The organism is Psychrobacter sp. T6-5, from assembly GCF_052258485.2.
Classification (GTDB): Bacteria; Pseudomonadota; Gammaproteobacteria; order Pseudomonadales; family Moraxellaceae; genus Psychrobacter.
The window spans coordinates 1,037,142-1,054,237 of record NZ_JBQQEY020000001.1 but is presented as its reverse complement, the minus strand read 5'-3'; the positions used below and the strand labels follow the sequence as shown (position 1 = coordinate 1,054,237).

The following is a 17,096-nucleotide window of genomic DNA, read 5'->3' as shown; positions in this document are numbered from 1 at the left end:
TCTTTTTAATAAGCATTTGGATAACCAGTCTGGCGTTGAAGCAAGGATGATAACAATGAGATTAGGCACATTAGGAATAATTATGAACGTGGTGACAGCAAACTCAATCAAATTATCTAGCTCGCTCAGCTCGAGCAAGGCAATAGTAATGCTCATAATTGGTGGAACGATAGCACTGTCAGGCTGTAGTCAGTACAAAGCAAAAAACGCAGCCACTATCGCCAATCCACAGAAAGCGCCTGTGCTATTTAACAACAGTTTCGACAATCAGGCTAGTCGCAATCAGGGCGCATGGGGCGGCGTATATATGTCCAAAGCAGAGTTGGCTGAGCCCACCACGAATATCGTCGATGTACGCTCAATAACAAAAATGAGCGATGATGCTAGCATGCAGAAATGGCTCACTAAATTTGAAGGCAGCACACAAGGTAAAACGGGGTTTTTCACGACCAATGGTAAAAAGCTCTACGATGACTCCTGTGCAGGTTGCCATATGCAAAAAGGTGAAGGTGCGCAAGGCGCAGGCTACTATCCGCCATTAGCTGACAACAGTAAGATGCAATCGAAGTATTATATTATTAGTATCGTTATCAATGGCCTACGCGGCATGCCATCATTCCACCGCATGATGAGTGATGAACAAATAGCAGCTGTCACACAGTACGTACATAGCGATTTGAACAACTTCACTGACACCGTCACGACTGCTAATGTTGCGCAATTACGCCATAACTTTCCACCAGGTTCAGATCCTAGTGAATAGATGCTACTCGCTGTTTTATAAAGCACGTCAACCGATAAAATAAGAGCAACCTCTTAACATAGCTGCTCTTTTGATGAGGTATCCAAACGCTTACATAGCATTTTAGATACGCTTGGGCGGTACAGAATAGGTGCCGACTACATGAGCCACGACATCGTCTGAGCCTTCTGAATACAGAGATACTTCGCCCACTATCAAGGCTCGCCCTACTTTTAGTAAGGTACATTCAGCTATAATACGTGCATCCGCTGACGGTTTGCGCAAAAAATTGATAGTCAGACTTGTCGTCACTGTCAATGGCACGATACCTATTTTTCCGAGTATCGCAACATAGATGGCGACGTCAGCGACGGCCATCATGACAGGTCCCGATACTGTGCCGCCAGGACGTAGCTCATCTATACCAATCTCGTGTGATAAGGTCGCGCCATTTTCACTGACTGCTTCGACGATACATTTGGTTTGTGGAAACTCTAACGCCATAAAGGCGCTGATTTCTTCTTTGGTTGCAGACATCATTCTTCCTTGAATTGAATTAAACTTTCCTTATTACTTATTATTTCACTGAATACATTCCTTTAATGTATTACTGGCGTACCTTCCGTACTAAAGGCAAATCCTTTATTGCTAAAATTACCAATCATGACCGCTTCGATGACCGGCCTGACGGTTTCATCGACACCTTCGACTTCGATGATGAAGTTGGCACCCGACCCGCCTTTATCTTCTTCTTTTTCGACAATATAGTTGAGCGTAGCCATTGCTGGTAGCTCAATGGGCTTGCTTAGATACGATTTTACCAGTGCACCATCGGTATCGTAATAATCAATTTTATTAATATACAGTGACTTTTTTAGCGTGGTATTGCGCACACTCAGCGTCGCTGACAGTAGCACTTTGCGATTGTCTCTATCGGTATAAATATCAGAATAAATAGGTACATAAAAGGTTTCTTTATAACTGAACTGACTGCGATCCACATCGGAGGTCACCTCTAACGCTTCAATCGGATCTTGTTGGCGCTCGGACAGAAGAACGTTCGGATCTTGCGCGGACGGATCACAGCCTGACAGCAACACCATAACAGTGACCAATAGAACGGATATACTGCGCTTATTCATAAACTTCCCCTGTCTCTTCTCATGTCACTGCGATTGCAAGCCGTTATTTGATTTTCACACCCACACTACGTAAGAATTGGTTGATGTGTTTGTTTGCGCCATAAATGACCAATACATCACGGTCTTGCAATATTTGATCAGGCGTGGCCAGACCTTGCACGCTAGGTTTGGTCTGGGTACGACCAAAGCTGTCTTCATAATACTCATAGCGCAAGGTACTAAGCAATCGGATATTGAATTTTTGCTCCAACCGCAACTCCTCAACCGTCTTACCGATCAACACATTTGGAATCTTAATTTCTACCATACTGAAGTTATCACTTAGCTCAAACGAATCGACAAAGTGGCTTAGTGACAGTCGTTTGGCCCAGCGATTGGCCGCTTCTTTTTCAGGATAAATAATGTCATCGACACCAATGGCTTGTAGGACTTTTTTGTGCAGCGGATTAATGCTACGGCTGATCAAACGTTTTGCTTTTAGCGTCTTGAACAACGCCGTTGCCATCACATTGGCACCTTGATCTTCCCCAATAGCGACAATGACAGTATCGGTATCGACAATCGGTAATCCGCTCACGGTATACTCATCCGTGGCATCCATACAGAGCGTATGAGAGATGACCTCCTTATAGGCTTCTACTCGTTGCATGCTGTTGTCAATGGCAATCACTTCGTGACCTTGGCGGGTCAATGCTGCCCCCAGTGACGCACCAAAATTCCCCAATCCTACGATGATGTATTTCATAACCTTAATGACCTTTTTCAGTATCTTTTGATATATCTTTACTCGTTTTTAAGCATAAAACCGTCTGTTTACGACGATTTAGTTAATCGTGATTTCCTCAGTCGGATAGCGATAATTGCGTTGGCGCATGTTTTTGAGTAGCGCAATAAATATCGTCAGCATACTGACCCGTCCAACAAACATAATGACCGACACCACCACTTTGCTAAAATCTGATAAGTCTGCTGTCAGGTTTAAACTTAAGCCCACCGTGCTATAAGCTGAGAAACATTCAAACACCACTTTGATCAAATCAAGCTCTGGCTGATCATAACTAATCAGCGTCACACCTGTACCGATGACCAATAATGACAACCACATGATAGAGAACGCGCGGCGGACTGAAATCTCCGCAATCTGGCGTTTGAAGACTTCTATCTTCGTTTGCCCACGGGCTAGACTCAATGTATTTAATAGCGCAATCGCAAAGGTACTCGTCTTGATACCACCACCCGTCGAGTTGGGTGACGCCCCAATCCACATCAAAAATATCGTTAGCATAACTGTTGGAAAGGTCAGCTCACCCATATCAATGACATTGAACCCTGCGGTTCGCGGCGTGGCAGCCGTAAAAAACCCTGTGATAAGCTTACCAAAAAAGCTGGTATGGTCAGCGAGCACATTGTTGTATTCAAATACCATCACCCCGATCAGACCAGTCAACAATAACGCCCCAGTCGTAATCAAGGTAATACGGCTGTTGATATTCAGCAACCAAGGCTGATAAATATAGTGCCGGTCATTGCGATATATGAGTCGCTCAGCGCGATGACGCAAATACCGCAGCACATTGACCACAATGGTGAAGCCCATACCGCCAAAAATAAAAGTCATCGCAATGATAAGCTGCAATGGATAATTAAAGCGTATCGAATCGTCATACATGCCAGCACTAAAGGTAGAAAACCCAGCATTACAAAAAGCGGATATCGCATGAAAGACCGAAAAAAATAATTGCTCAGACCAGTCCATATCAGGCATATCATAAATACTGATATAAATGAGTGCCGCCGCCACCGCCTCAACAGCGAATGTCACATATAAGATAGACTTGAGTGTCGACACCACATTACCCATGCCGCGCATGTAAGACATCTCGCTAATACTCGCTTGCGTCTCATAGCTGACACCGCCCTTAAAGAAGTAACTAAAGTACGTCACGAACGTCAAAATACCTAGGCCACCAATTTGTATCAGCCCCATAATAATGACTTGGCCAAACGTCGTAAAATAGGTTGCCGTATCCACCACAATAAGCCCAGTCACACAAACGGCACTAGTCGCGGTAAAGAGCGCATCAATAAAGGACAGCGGCTGCGTTGTCGCATTGGGCATCATCAGGAGCAAAGCACCAACCAGCACAACCGCTAAGAAACTTAAGATAAAAAACTGCGCAGGATTTAGAAAGGTGCGATTGAGATTGAAATTATGATCAGATAGTTCACGGATAAAGGTGACAAACACGGCGATTTTTATCGCAACAAAACCATCAACAGCGGCGTCCAATCCAGAACGCACCAAGTCAGTGAAATGCGCGATCAATAAAATGACAATCGCCGTACTGGTAAAGGCGTCAAACACGGCGACTTTATTAAGCGTTAGCGGTTTTTTTGTGTAAATATAACGGCCAACCGTCACCACAAAGCTCAACAAGATAATGACCAAATAAAAAATATGAAAAACTTGTTGTATCCATGTCGGTAGCGTAAAGCCACTATCTAACAAGGCAATAACTACTCCGATAACACTAATGAGAATCGTAAAATTATTTAATAATTGATAACGTGTGGCTGCATTCATAGCCTGAGTCCATGACAACGATAACCACGATACTTATACTCCTTTTTCATCGTATTCACAAAAACTGATTTGAAATAATCGTAACTAATTATTGAATCAATATAGATCATAATCAGGATTAAAAAAGAATATCAAATACTTGCAAGGATATAGCATACTTACTGATTGTGTCGCTTGATAAGCTAGCTTTCACTCATCCTTTATCGTTACCGTCGTCATCTTTACACCGCCCCATGTCACCAGTACCACACCAATGGCTATTAACGTCGCTCCCAAAAACAAGCCTTCAGGCGGACGCTCCCCTTGTAAAAAAATCGCAATAGGCACACCAACGACTGCTCCCACTGCACCTAATAGACTGAGCAAAACAGGGCCGCCTGTTTTTTGCAAAAGAAATAATAATAAGAACTGACCAGCAAACACCCATGCTTGTACGGCTATCAATCCTAGCGGCAGCCAAGCATCCAAAGATATCGCGACAGAAAAATCAGAGAGCGCACTAAACAAACCTAACAGCAGCGCCGCCGCAACCAGCATGCCGGGTGCGAGCGCACTAGATGAAGCATTGTCAGGCCAGCGTAATGTCCGATAGATATTACCAATGGCGAGTAGCACTGGCCCGCACAGCGCGACTAAAATCCAAAAGACACTAGACTCTGGTGCAGAAAGCTTATGGATAGCCAATACCCCTGCGCCAAAAAGCGCCGCCACTACGCCAAGCGCACGAATGAGATAAAAACGCTCCATACGTAGCAGCAGTGCGCCAAGATACGTTAGCAGTGGGGGTAAAGATATAATTAGGGCAACAAACCCCGCCCCAACATGAGGAATAGCAGAAAATAACAGTAAGTTAGCAGCAGCCACGCTAACAAAGGCAGCGACAAAATAATACTCGATACTATGAGCGCTAAAAGGAAGGGGTTCTTTTCTAAGAAAAGAGACTATCAAGAGAATAATAGCAGCACCAGTGATCGACCAAAACAAAAATGCTAATGGTGTCAGCCCAATGTCACCCGCGTATTTTGCTAGATTGGTCGAAATGCCAGTGAGCGCGCCGCCTGCTAATAGACAAGCAAAAGGAACCAGCCAAGTAGCCTTGCGAGCGTTTTTTTTGAGTAAGTCATTCATCAACTATCCTATTAGATGAAGATATCTTATCTAGCTGGATAACCTTTAGCGGTGTCTATTATCGAGACAACACTATCGAGATAGCACAGTCGCAGGCAAGCTTTGTACCGCCGTTGCTGCTGCATCAATAGCGCCCGCAATATAACCAGGGAACTGCGCTGACCATTCGCTGCCACAGCCTGTTAGACAGTCTTGCCATACGCCTGTTTGTGGCTTAGATGGTGGCGCTACTGCGTGCTGACCATCGCCGCTGACATCAGCTGGCATCGCCGTCAATGAATCTTGTGCCCAATCTTTGAGATACTCAGCGATTGGCGTATCCGCCTGTGCCCCAAATAGCCGTAACAACTGCGCACGGCAGTGTTCTTTTAACACATCATCAGAGACACTTTGGCGCACTTGCGCAGGAACGCCAAAGAAGCCAAACAACGCGCCATTACCTTCTAGCGTAGAAGCGTCATGTATCTCGGTAAGTGGCCCTATCGCACTGCGCGCTGCGCCTGAGAGACCGTTATATCGCCAAAATGGTGACTCATAGACCGCCACATATTTGGCATGAGGTGCCATCCAAGTTGCTGTCTCTTGCCACTGGGTGCTCAGATTCTGCGGTAGCGCTGGTTGAAATGTTATACGACCTTCTACCAACCGAGGTGGTAGCGCAAGTAAAACATGCTGCGCTCGAAGCGTCATCATATACCCAGAGCTATCTTCGCTCTGTACTTCAATATGTCCATCCGTCTTACTCAATTGCCGTACCGTTTGATTGGTCATGATACAGCGAATATCTAAGCGCGCATATAGCGCCTCAATCAAAGCAGCCATTCCACCGACTAGGCGCATAGAAGGCGGCGCACTTTTATAACCTTGCATTCGCATGGGCGGTTGATCAGTAGCGCGCTCCACCATCATATCGCCTACTTCGAACTGCGCAAAGCGCGATAGATTTAATGATTCAATAAGACCACTCAACTGCGGCTGATAGTCTGGCCAAAACCAAGAAGGTCCCAAATCAAACGCATTATTTGACTCTGCATTGTCAGATGTTTTATTAGCAGCCTCTTTGTCAAAAACTGTCTGTTCAGAATGGGTCATACCTGAAGACTTGGCGACTGCAATACGACCACCCAATGTATCACGAGCCTCTAATAATCTATACGCGATGCCTTTTTGCTCTAATAAAAAGGCGGCATATAGTCCACTTAGCCCGCCGCCAACGATCACTATAGGGACGTCTTGCATATTAGATTTATTCCTATTTAGTTGAGGTTACTCAGCCAGCAGTTTTGTGAGTAGCGCATCTATCTCAACCTTAAACTCTTTGTCTTCGATTTTATTGGCCGTGACTTTGGCATTTTGTAGATTTTGGATGGCGGCTTCAGTCTCACCCGTCTCAAGCTGTAGAACCGCCATGGAAAAAGCGATCGATGACATATGATCTTTTGAATTGATCGCCGTGGCTTTGACCAACGCTTTATCATAAATCACCAATGCTTCATCTAAATCCTCTGTGAAATCAGCAAGGGTCTCCCACTGCTCTGGATGATCTTTATCGGTATTTTCGTTGTCGGTACAGATGGCTTTTAGTTCTGCATAAAGCGCAGCAAATTTTGCTTGATCGCCGCGACGATCGGCCTCTAGCAGTTCTTCGGCTAAGGTATAAATGGCTTTGTATATTTTGGTGTTGATCATTTTTTTCTCTATTTTTCGTGAGATAACAAAAAACTGTGTCTCAGTTTATGATTTGGCAGTTAAATTTTTAGTACAGGCAAGCTTAGCACGGTTAGCGATAACGTTGAGCGTTTTCAGACGGTGGCAAAGAGATGTTTTGACTGTATATTTCTGTCCAATCATCGCTCTTGCCAGTGCAACCATAAGCGCATATCTAATTCGAGCTGATGATATTCAGGCTCCATATGACAGCACAGTTGATAAAACGCTTTGTTATGATCGTGCTCTTTAAAATGAGCGAGCTCATGCACCACAATCATGCGCAAAAACTCTGGCGGTGCGTCTTTGAATAGACTGGCTACTGTAATGCTGTTGTGCGATTTAAGCTTACTGCCTTGGACACGGGATTGCATCGTATGGATACCTAGCGCATGCTTTAGTACCTTTAACTTACTGCTATAACTGACATGTGATAGCGGGCCAATCTTACGCATATACTGGTTTTTTATCTCATTGATATAGTGATAAAGCGCCTTATCACTTTGTATTTGATGCTGGGTGGGGTATTTGTTTTCCAAATACTTACCCATTCTGCCATCACTTATCATTTGCGCCGCTTGCGTTTGAATCTGCTCTGAGTAATGCGCTATGTATTTTAATCTGCTCACAACGATATCCTTTGCTTGTGTAAAACCTATCCACTTATTTAATGGATTTTACCTTATATTGGCTATATGTTATCTCTCACTTATGCTGTTTTTCGCTTGTTTTGTTTGTCATAAAAAACCCCATAAGCTGTAGCCAACTTATGGGGTCATTTATTACAAAAGTTTCTTATAAAGACAGTCACCTATCAGCTATCGTGCATATAGTTGATAAGTGATCGTCTAAGCCATTAACGCTCTAAATGTAAATACTGCAAATGACGCTCGTACTGATTTAAGATATCGACCAATACTTGCTCTTTGGTGTAACCGACCAAGTCATACTCTTGCGAGCCTTCACTTAAGAACACCTCAGCACGATAATAATGCTCTGCCTGCTTGTTTGATGTATTCAATGTAAAGTTAGGACGTTCAGCTTTGATCAAGTTAACTTCATAAATAAAATCATCTTCATCGCCATGACCGACGCGCAGTTTTAGGCCGTCTACCTGACCACTGTCTTTATCCATACCGGCATCAATATCTTCACCAATACTGGCAAGGTTATGCGCATCTAACGAGGTTTTGAGGCCGCCTGCTTTAAACTCTTTTTCGACCTCAGTCATCGCTGGCATCACGACTGTTTTCAAGAACTTTTCGACTTGCGCGTGTCCTGGGAAGCTCACAATACGCTGCAAGCGTGCTTTCCAGCCTTTACCGCTATCGAGCACATTGGCAGTACCAATCGTGCTGGCTTTGCGCTTATTGCCCTCTTCTTTTAGTGACTTCCACATGGACATCATGTAGAGCACCAGAATCAGAGAGAATGGCAAGCCTGCAATCACAGAGACCGATTGTAATGAGGCAAAACCGCCCGCAAACAATAATCCTAGTGTGATAAGACCTGTTGCCGCTGCCCAAAACAAACGCAACCAAACCGGTGCATCCGTATCATTGGTCATGCCTCTTGAGCTTAGGTTCGCAAGTACCAACGCGCCTGAGTCAGCAGAAGTCACAAAGAACACCAGACCGATGATTACACCTGCAAATGATAGGACTTCGCTATAAGGGAAGTACTCAAATAGCGCAAACATACCCATCGCGGCATCATTGACGGCAGTTTCACCAAGCGCCGTTGCCCCATTAGCGACCAGATCTATCGCAGTGTTACCAAAGATAGAGAACCATGCAAAAATAAAGCCCAATGGAATGAACATCACGCCAAAGACAAACTCACGTAGCGTACGGCCACGGCTAATACGCGCAATAAATAGACCAACAAACGGTGCCCAAGCCACCCACCATGCCCAGAAAAATATTGTCCAACCTGATTTCCAGTCGGCACCAGCAGTACCGTCATAGGCATAAACATCAAAGGTTTTATATATAATGGTTTGGAAATATTGACCAATATTTTGCGTAAAGGTGTTTAATAAATATACTGTATTGCCCATCACGAGGATGGCAAGCAATAGCAATATTGACGACAGCATATTGAATTCAGACAGACGACGTACGCCTTTTTCGACACCCGTCATCGCAGAGACAGCAGCGGCTACGACCACACCGACAATGATAAGCGCTTGGACCATCTTGCTAGATTCGATACCAAAGACATGAGTCAAGCCAGCATTGGCCTGTAAGACCCCAATACCTAGGCTCGTCGCAATACCCATCAATGTACACACGACACCAAAGGTATCAATCCCATCACCTAGCCAGCCTTTGATCAAGCGTTCACCAAATATCGGTGTGAGCGGTGAGCGTAGCGCGAGTGGCATGTTTTTGCGATAGGCGAAATAAGCCAATGCCATACCAATCAACGCATAGATACCCCAGCCATGTAGACCCCAATGCAAAAAGGTCTGAGCAAGTGCTTGACGCATCGCCTCGGCGCTAGCAGGTTCTAGTCCCGTATGCGGCGTTAGATAATGCATCAACGGCTCTGACGCCCCAAAAAACAGCAGGTCAATACCGATACCCGCTGAAAACAGCATGGCCGCCCACGCTAAGAACGGAAATTGTGCTTTTTCGTGATCCTGACCTAGCTTGATATCACCATACTTAGAAAAGCCGACAAACAAAGCAAAGATACTATAAGCGGCAACCACCAACATATAGTACCAGCCAAACTTATCTGATACCCAAGACATGCTTGAGCTGAGTAAGGTCTCACTATAATCTGGAAAAACAATGGTCCAGATTATCAATAAAATAGAAATAATAGCCGAACCTAAAAACACAGTTTTATTTAGGCTCAAAGGTTTCGTCACATCTTGTGATGGCGAACTGTACATAAAAGACCTCAAATAGGTAAATTAAACAGTGTCCGATATTGCTTTGTCCGGCATAGCATTATGACTTTTAACCACATAACGTATACATAACCGCATGACGCACAAAGCAGTACCAATGAATAAAAGCGAATAAAATGATAAACAGCGCCCATCGTAACGATTTGCATCGCTCCACTACATCAGCGCTGATAAAAAAGGCCTTTACGTGAAAGGCCATTACTTTGAAGTTATCTTATATCGTTATTTATTCAGCAGCGCATCTCGCCCTGCCTACCCAGCCGCTTAGCTTACATCGTTGAGAGGTAATCGCGCATTGGCTCAGAGCGTAGCGGTGCTCCATTAGCGACATAATAATCTGCCGTAGAACGAGGCAGTTGTACGCCTTTCATTTTATCAACGATTTTTTCGGCCAGCATAATGGTAGTGGCATTGAGATTGCCGCTAATAATATTTGGCATAATAGACGCATCGACGACTCGCAAACCATCGATACCATGTACTAGCCCTTCGCCATTGACGACCGAATCGTTATCTTCACCCATCGCACACGTACACGACGGATGGTAAGCCGTCTCGCCATGCTCGCGCACATAGTCATCTAACTGCTGATCGGTGACCAAGTCTTCGGTTGGTGAGATGGCAGCACCGCGATAAGGGTCCAACGCAGGTTGATGCATGATCTCACGCGTGATACGCATCGCCGCACGGAACTCCTGCCAATCCTGATCATGCGACATATAGTTAAATAAAATACTTGGATGCGCACTTGGGTCTTTTGAGGTCAGCTTGACGCGACCACGACTTGGTGAACGCAATGAGCCAACATGGGCTTGAAAACTGTGCGAATCACTGGCGCTACGACCATCGTAACGCACGGCAAGTGGCAAGAAATGATACTGAATATTTGGGTGCGTGAATTTCTCATCCGTACGGATAAAGCCGCCGCCTTCAAACTGGTTGGAAGCCCCAAGGCCTGTACCATTGAATAACCACTCCGCACCAATGGCAGGTTTATTCCACCATTTGTTGGCAGGCGCAATCGACACTGGCAGCTTACATTCGTACTGCATATACAGCTCTAAATGATCCTGTAAGTTATTACCAACGCCCGGCAAATCTAGTATTTCAGTCACACCAGCGTCTCTAAGCCATTGACCAGGGCCAATACCTGAGCGCTGCAATAGCTGCGGTGAGGCAATCGCACCAGAGGACACCACTACTTCACGAGAGGCATAAAACTTTTTGGTTTGGCCTCCGTGCTCTACTTTGACACCGACGGCACGCTTACCATCAAATAAGATCACATCGGTCAGCGCCCCGGTCAAGATCGTGATATTGTCACGCGGCTTGGCGCGATCCAGATAGCCTCGAGCCGTAGATGCGCGGCGACCATTTGGGGTCACAAAGCGATCCATAGGGCCAAAACCTTCTTGCTGATAGCCGTTTAAGTCTTCGGTACGCGGATATCCTGCTTGTACACCAGCTTCGATCATGGCTTGGAACAGAGGATTGACGCCTGGCTTTGAGGTAGTCATCTCAACAGGGCCGCCCGCACCGTGGTAGTCATTTTCGCCGACATCACGATTTTCTGACTTTTTAAAATACGGTAGGCAATCCAAATACGTCCAATCTTCTAGACCTTTTATCTTTGCCCAATCATCATAATCCAGCGCATTACCGCGGATATAGCACATACCGTTGATAAGTGATGAGCCGCCAAGCCCTTTACCGCGACCACAGTCCATGACACGGTTGTTCATATATGGCTCAGGGTCTGTTTTATAGCCCCAATTATAGGTCGTGCCTTGTAGCGGCATCGCAAGCGCCGCTGGCATTTGGGTACGAAAGTCCAATCGATAATCTGGACGACCGGCTTCTAGTAGCAATACTTTGATATTGGCATCTTCGGTCAAACGCGTGGCCAGCACATTACCTGCTGACCCTGCACCAACAATAATATAATCGTACTCAGGGGTGGTTGATGTCATAACATGCTCCATAATATTGAAAAATATAAATCGGTTGGTAGCAGTGAGGTCAAATGCACAGCGTCATCAGGCCCAAACTGCCCTCGTTTTTCTCAATACCAATCATTAAAAGACCGATTCAAACGCACCTAACTCTACCTGGATAGATTTGGTTTGAGTATAATGCTCAAGTGCCTCAACCCCGTTTTCGCGGCCGATACCAGAGTGCTTATAGCCACCGACTGGCATCTGTGCCGCTGACTCACCCCACGTGTTCAGCCAGCAGATACCCGCTTCGATCTGAGCAATGACGCGATGCGCGCGATTTAGATCTGCAGTCACAACCCCAGCTGCCAAACCATAATCGGTATCATTGGCACGGCGGATGACTTCCTCTTCGGTCTCGTACGTCAATATTGACATGACTGGACCAAAGATTTCCTCACGGACGATGGTCATATCGTCGCTGCAATCTGTAAATACGGTCGGTTCAACAAAGGCACCATTTGCCAGTGCCTCTGTTGTGACACGTGCGCCACCTGTTAGTAGACGTGCGCCGCCCTCTTTACCTTGCTCGATATAGCCAAGCACACGCTCCATATGGGGGAAGCTGACCAATGGACCCATGTTGATGTTCTCATCCATTGGATCGCCTAACTTAATGCGCTCAACACGCGTCAAAATGGCTTGCTCAAACTTTTCTTGCATCACTTTAGGGACGAATACTCTCGTGCCGTTGGTACATACCTGACCAGTGCTATAAAAGTTGGCCATCATAGCGATATCAGCCGCGGTATCGATATCGGCATCATCAAATATGATCAGCGGTGATTTACCACCAAGCTCTAATGTCACATCTTTTAAAGACGAGCTTGCCGCGCTCGACATGACTTTTTTACCCGTTGGTACGCCACCTGTGAATGATACCTTGGCGATATCTGGATGATTGGTCAGTGCTTGGCCTACTTCGTAGTTGCCTTGCACGACATTGAATACACCATCTGGTAGTCCCGCTTCTGTCAGGATTTCTGCCAGTTTTAAGGCGGTCAAAGGGGTAACTTCTGATGGCTTAAAAATCATCGCATTACCAGCAGCCAATGCAGGTGCGGCTTTCCACATTGCGATCTGAATAGGATAGTTCCATGCACCAATACCAGCGACCACGCCAAGTGGCTCGCGGCGAGTATAGACAAAGCTCGTATCACGCAGTGGAATCTGACGACCTTCGATCATTGGCGCAAGCCCTGCATAGTACTCAATGACATCAGCACCAGTCACGATATCGACATACTTTGTTTCAGAGTACGCTTTACCCGTGTCTTTTGTTTCAAGTAGTGCCAACACATCATTGCGCGCACGCAATATTTCAACAGCCTTTGAGAGAATACGACCACGTTCAACGGTCGTCATCGCCGCCCAGATCTTTTGACCTTTATGTGCCGCTTTTACCGCGTCATCAATCTGCTCGTTGCTCGTTTGCTGAATGGTTGCTAATACCTCACCAGTCGCGGGATTGATATCTTCAAAAGTGGCGAGCGTGTCATCTACCGCCAAGTAACGACCATTAATATAAGCGGTTTGCACTTTTTCTAAATCGATAATGTCTGTCAAATTGTTGATATCTGTCATAAATTCTCCTTAGGACGATGGGCAAAAGCCGCTATATAAAGGCTCTTACCACATAATGTCGTCATTATTTAATTTTGTGAATATAGTTTTCGTAGTTTTTCATTGGCTAAATGTTTATTAGTTCGAACTTGTATCAAAGTCACGGTGCGTCATTTTTATCAACCGATCATGTAATGACTGCTTGTCCGCTATATGGATGCCTGAAAAGTCCGAGAGCCAAATCCCATCAGCCGTCAAACGAGCCATGCTTAGTGTTTCAGTATCGTCAGTAGCTGCATGTTTCTTTAGTTGAGCATTGGCCCATTTGGCCCACAACTCACGTAACTCGCTATCGCCTAGCATCAATACATATAATGTTGCTTGATTATCGTATTCGGCTTGCGCTTTTTCGCCCAAGCTGATGGTGGCATCTATATACGCACGGGTAAAAGAGCCATAACTCACAGGGTCACTAGCCATGGCGGCATCTACTTCTGCCTCAAATTTCGCCATTGCATCATTAAATACTTCAAGCACAAGGGCGTTTTTGGTCGCAAAATGATGCATCACGCCGCCCTTTGTCACGCCTACGGCATCAGCGACCGCCTGAAACGTTACCTTCGTCAGTCCTTGCTCAAGCGTTATGCGCGCTGCCTGATCAAGTAAGGCACGGCGAACCACTTCTGGCTGTTTTTTGCGCTTATGAGCATTTTCCACTTCTATATTCATATTAATGCACCACAGAGTTAGACAATAAATTCATCACAACAACACCGCCGACGATCATAGCGATGCCAACCACTGCTGCCGTATCAAGGGTTTGCTTGAATAGCACTAAGCCTGCGAGCGATGTCAGCACAATGCCCAATCCACCCCATAATGCATAGGCAATACCTAAGGGGATGACCTTGAGTGTCTGTGCCAATAAGTAAAACGAGAGCGCATAAAGCGCACCCATCATCAGCGTCGGCCCCAAACGAGTAAACTGCTCTGACTTTACTAAAAAAGTCGTGCCAATCACCTCGCATACAATAGCGATCGTCAGATAACCGTAAGCAATCGTCGTAGGACTCATCGTTAGCACACCGCCTTTATCCAAGCATTTACTAATAAATTATAGTAAAGAAACCATATGGTAGGTATTTTATAGCAATATTCTAGCAATGTGAAGGGCTGTCTTGCCCCTTTATTGTGTCAAACGGTGTAGAGATTGCCCTAACAGCAAAATATCGCTCTTTTATAGTTAGTTCGATCGGGTTAGGTTGGTGATCGTGTCGGCGTTGCCTTAATTACTCTTTTCGAAATCTGATGTTTTCTATAAATGTAGGTAGCGATTTGAACAAATAAGTAAACTCGTGCTTTCATTGAGTGAATAAAGGTGCTGAAATGCCCTATCTAGCAAGGGATAAGCGTTTATCTCTACTAATTGCGACAATATTTATAATTAATCGCATAATAAGGTTGACAGCCTCTAACGACTTGGCTAAAATGTGCCCCACATAACGCAAACAAGCCAAGTAATTACTGCTTTATAAAGCTTGAAACACTTGCAGTTATGACAGCTTATTCTCCAATAGCTCAGTTGGTAGAGCAACGGACTGTTAATCCGTGTGTCCCTGGTTCGAGCCCAGGTTGGAGAGCCATATACTAAAAACCTTCATCACTATTTGATGAAGGTTTTTTTATTGTTGCCGTTTTCGCATTTGTCTATAATAATATTCGCATAGCGGCTGTGTTCTTTTAGGCATTTTTGTTGTATGGTAAGATGAGTTCTGATTGTGTTCGTTTTTGTTTGAGTGTTTTACTCCTACTCACTAAAAATAATGGTTTATTATGATACCTGTACGTGTAAAAAATAAGTTTTCTGATCATCCGCAAAAAATCATGCGCCCGATCAGCATTCGTTTGTCTGAAGAAATGATTGGCCTATTGGAAGCGACAACGTCAGAATTGGGCTTTAAGCGCATTCAAGGTCTTATTCGCCTTTATATTCGTCAAGGCTTAGATCGTGACCATCAAGATTACACGCTCGCTCATGACGAAGTATTTATCGAAACGCTACGCAAGCGCGGCGTCAGTCAGCGTATCATTGATGAGGCGATTGTAGTAACCCACAACAACAACATCTCTCACTCTTTATCTGAGTTGCAAGACAACGATCAATAACCAATGTTGAACATGACAGACTAGAAGTCATTATGCGGCCAGATATTAGCCGATAACGACTCTTACAAAAAAGACCAAGTTTGCTAGCGCAAGCTTGGTCTTTTTTTGTGGCTGTTATCCAGAGCTATTATCCAGAATAAAGCTTTATTAAAACTTTTTATCTTTATACATTTTTTTCATACTTAACGGCACTGATTTTTTGACACTATCGTCAGCTTGCTACGGTAGTTAGCCATAATTAAACAAAACCTCTCCTTAAACGAGGTATATTAAGAATAATAGTCGCGATTGTTCGTCAGGTTTTACCATAATAAAAATGTATAAGGAGGTGTACGATGATGAGTTTACAAAATCGTTTTAATAAGACTTTGTGTTTGAGCATAACGGTGGCGATGCTAGCTACTGCGCCTGGCTGCTCATCACCACAAACTGACCCTAGCAAAACAACCATACCGACTGATTCCGACCAGTGGCAAAAAAAGCTAGGGCAAACCTTTGAGCAATTGCCTGCGGCCGATCAGCAAGTGCTGAGCCGATATATGCTGCGAATGAAACTCAGCGAGGCTTATGAATCAGGCGCTATGCCGCGTACCACGATTGAGCAAGCCCTCATACAACAGCGTGAGTACGAGCGTTTGCATCCCAATAATCCAACGGGCAAAAAGAGCCCTATCGTGACTGGTCAGGCGGCAAATGCGACAGCACAGAAATACCCTATCGCCCTATTACCAATTAAGACCAGTGACAGCGATAGCTTAAACCAAGTCAAAATGCAGTTCATGCTATCTAATCATGGCGATGTCGCCATACAAAGCTTCAAAGGCGTGCTGAGCATGAAAGATGCTAATCTTACTCAAGGTAAAAGCTTCAATGTGCCCTTGATACAATTCGATCCAGCTATCGAACCAGAACAATCTGGCAAAATCATTATCGAGAGTAGTATTGAGGACATCAATGTCATGCGTGCGATCAAAACCCCCCACGGCATGACAATCGAAATTGAGGAAGGCAAACTTATATTAGTAGATGATCAAACCGTTGAGTTTGGCAGCTCATTAGCAAAATAGCCGTACAACGTACTATTTAAGATTTTGTAGAGCATGTGATTCAGTCTTTCTTTATATATAGCAGCCCCATAAAAAAAGCCCCA

16 protein-coding genes and 1 tRNA gene are annotated in these 17,096 nt (G+C 44.9%); 4 read left to right on the top strand and 13 right to left on the bottom strand.

Translation table 11 applies throughout. The features are described 5' to 3' along the window. The first annotated feature begins 148 nt into the window (after nt 1-148). Nucleotides 149-763: a c-type cytochrome gene (locus tag ACTXGK_RS19190; RefSeq protein ID WP_443515515.1), complete on the top strand. Its 615-nt coding sequence runs from the start codon at nt 149-151 to the stop codon at nt 761-763. Nucleotides 764-865: 102 nt separating this feature from the next. On the opposite strand, the gene ACTXGK_RS19185 is transcribed toward ACTXGK_RS19190, so the two are convergent. From ACTXGK_RS19185 to ACTXGK_RS19125, 13 genes are all read right to left on the bottom strand, one after another. Then, a complete protein-coding gene (locus ACTXGK_RS19185; RefSeq protein WP_058023760.1) occupies nt 866-1,279 on the bottom strand; it encodes a PaaI family thioesterase in 414 nt (137 codons plus the stop codon). A gap of 62 nt (nt 1,280-1,341) precedes the next feature. Continuing rightward, nucleotides 1,342-1,884, bottom strand: a complete 543-nt coding sequence (locus tag ACTXGK_RS19180; RefSeq protein WP_201602075.1) for a DUF3124 domain-containing protein — start codon at nt 1,882-1,884, stop codon at nt 1,342-1,344. Between the two features lie 43 nt (nt 1,885-1,927). Further along, on the bottom strand, nt 1,928-2,629 hold the full coding sequence (locus tag ACTXGK_RS19175) for a potassium channel family protein (RefSeq protein WP_201602073.1): 702 nt from the start codon (nt 2,627-2,629) through the stop codon (nt 1,928-1,930). Between the two features lie 78 nt (nt 2,630-2,707). Beyond that, nucleotides 2,708-4,468 carry a TrkH family potassium uptake protein gene (locus ACTXGK_RS19170; protein ID WP_443515518.1) on the bottom strand — a complete coding sequence of 587 codons (1,761 nt, stop codon included), beginning with the start codon at nt 4,466-4,468 and terminating at the stop codon, nt 2,708-2,710. Nucleotides 4,469-4,657: 189 nt separating this feature from the next. Further along, nucleotides 4,658-5,596, bottom strand: a complete 939-nt coding sequence (locus tag ACTXGK_RS19165) for a DMT family transporter (protein WP_443515520.1) — start codon at nt 5,594-5,596, stop codon at nt 4,658-4,660. 72 nt (nt 5,597-5,668) lie between these two features. Beyond that, nucleotides 5,669-6,835, bottom strand: coding sequence for a flavin monoamine oxidase family protein (locus ACTXGK_RS19160; protein WP_443515522.1), 1,167 nt, complete (start codon nt 6,833-6,835; stop codon nt 5,669-5,671). A 27-nt stretch (nt 6,836-6,862) separates the two neighbouring features. Further along, nucleotides 6,863-7,285 carry a tetratricopeptide repeat protein gene (locus ACTXGK_RS19155; RefSeq protein ID WP_443515524.1) on the bottom strand — a complete coding sequence of 141 codons (423 nt, stop codon included), beginning with the start codon at nt 7,283-7,285 and terminating at the stop codon, nt 6,863-6,865. 158 nt (nt 7,286-7,443) lie between these two features. Then, the gene (locus ACTXGK_RS19150; protein WP_443515526.1) at nt 7,444-7,932 is read right to left on the bottom strand and encodes a M48 metallopeptidase family protein; all 489 of its coding nucleotides are present in this window, start codon (nt 7,930-7,932) and stop codon (nt 7,444-7,446) included. 227 nt (nt 7,933-8,159) lie between these two features. Continuing rightward, the gene (locus ACTXGK_RS19145) at nt 8,160-10,205 is read right to left on the bottom strand and encodes a choline BCCT transporter BetT (protein ID WP_443515527.1); all 2,046 of its coding nucleotides are present in this window, start codon (nt 10,203-10,205) and stop codon (nt 8,160-8,162) included. 287 nt (nt 10,206-10,492) lie between these two features. Beyond that, nucleotides 10,493-12,193, bottom strand: a complete 1,701-nt coding sequence (gene betA / locus ACTXGK_RS19140) for a choline dehydrogenase (protein ID WP_443515529.1) — start codon at nt 12,191-12,193, stop codon at nt 10,493-10,495. A 105-nt stretch (nt 12,194-12,298) separates the two neighbouring features. Then, nucleotides 12,299-13,801 (bottom strand): betaine-aldehyde dehydrogenase, encoded by a 1,503-nt coding sequence (betB, locus tag ACTXGK_RS19135; protein ID WP_443515531.1) that lies wholly within the window; start codon nt 13,799-13,801, stop codon nt 12,299-12,301. 117 nt (nt 13,802-13,918) lie between these two features. Continuing rightward, a complete protein-coding gene (locus ACTXGK_RS19130; RefSeq protein WP_443515533.1) occupies nt 13,919-14,509 on the bottom strand; it encodes a TetR/AcrR family transcriptional regulator in 591 nt (196 codons plus the stop codon). A 1-nt stretch (nt 14,510) separates the two neighbouring features. Continuing rightward, nucleotides 14,511-14,855, bottom strand: coding sequence for a DMT family transporter (locus ACTXGK_RS19125; RefSeq protein ID WP_443515534.1), 345 nt, complete (start codon nt 14,853-14,855; stop codon nt 14,511-14,513). Between the two features lie 492 nt (nt 14,856-15,347). On the opposite strand from ACTXGK_RS19125, the gene ACTXGK_RS19120 reads away from it, so the two are divergent. The 3 genes from ACTXGK_RS19120 (at nt 15,348) to ACTXGK_RS19110 (ending at nt 17,013) form a co-directional block, all read left to right on the top strand. Beyond that, a tRNA-Asn gene (locus ACTXGK_RS19120) sits at nt 15,348-15,423 on the top strand. A gap of 190 nt (nt 15,424-15,613) precedes the next feature. Then, the gene (locus ACTXGK_RS19115; protein WP_201599496.1) at nt 15,614-15,946 is read left to right on the top strand and encodes a CopG family transcriptional regulator; all 333 of its coding nucleotides are present in this window, start codon (nt 15,614-15,616) and stop codon (nt 15,944-15,946) included. 335 nt (nt 15,947-16,281) lie between these two features. Then, nucleotides 16,282-17,013: a hypothetical protein gene (locus tag ACTXGK_RS19110; protein WP_443515536.1), complete on the top strand. Its 732-nt coding sequence runs from the start codon at nt 16,282-16,284 to the stop codon at nt 17,011-17,013. The last annotated feature ends 83 nt before the right edge of the window (nt 17,014-17,096 follow it).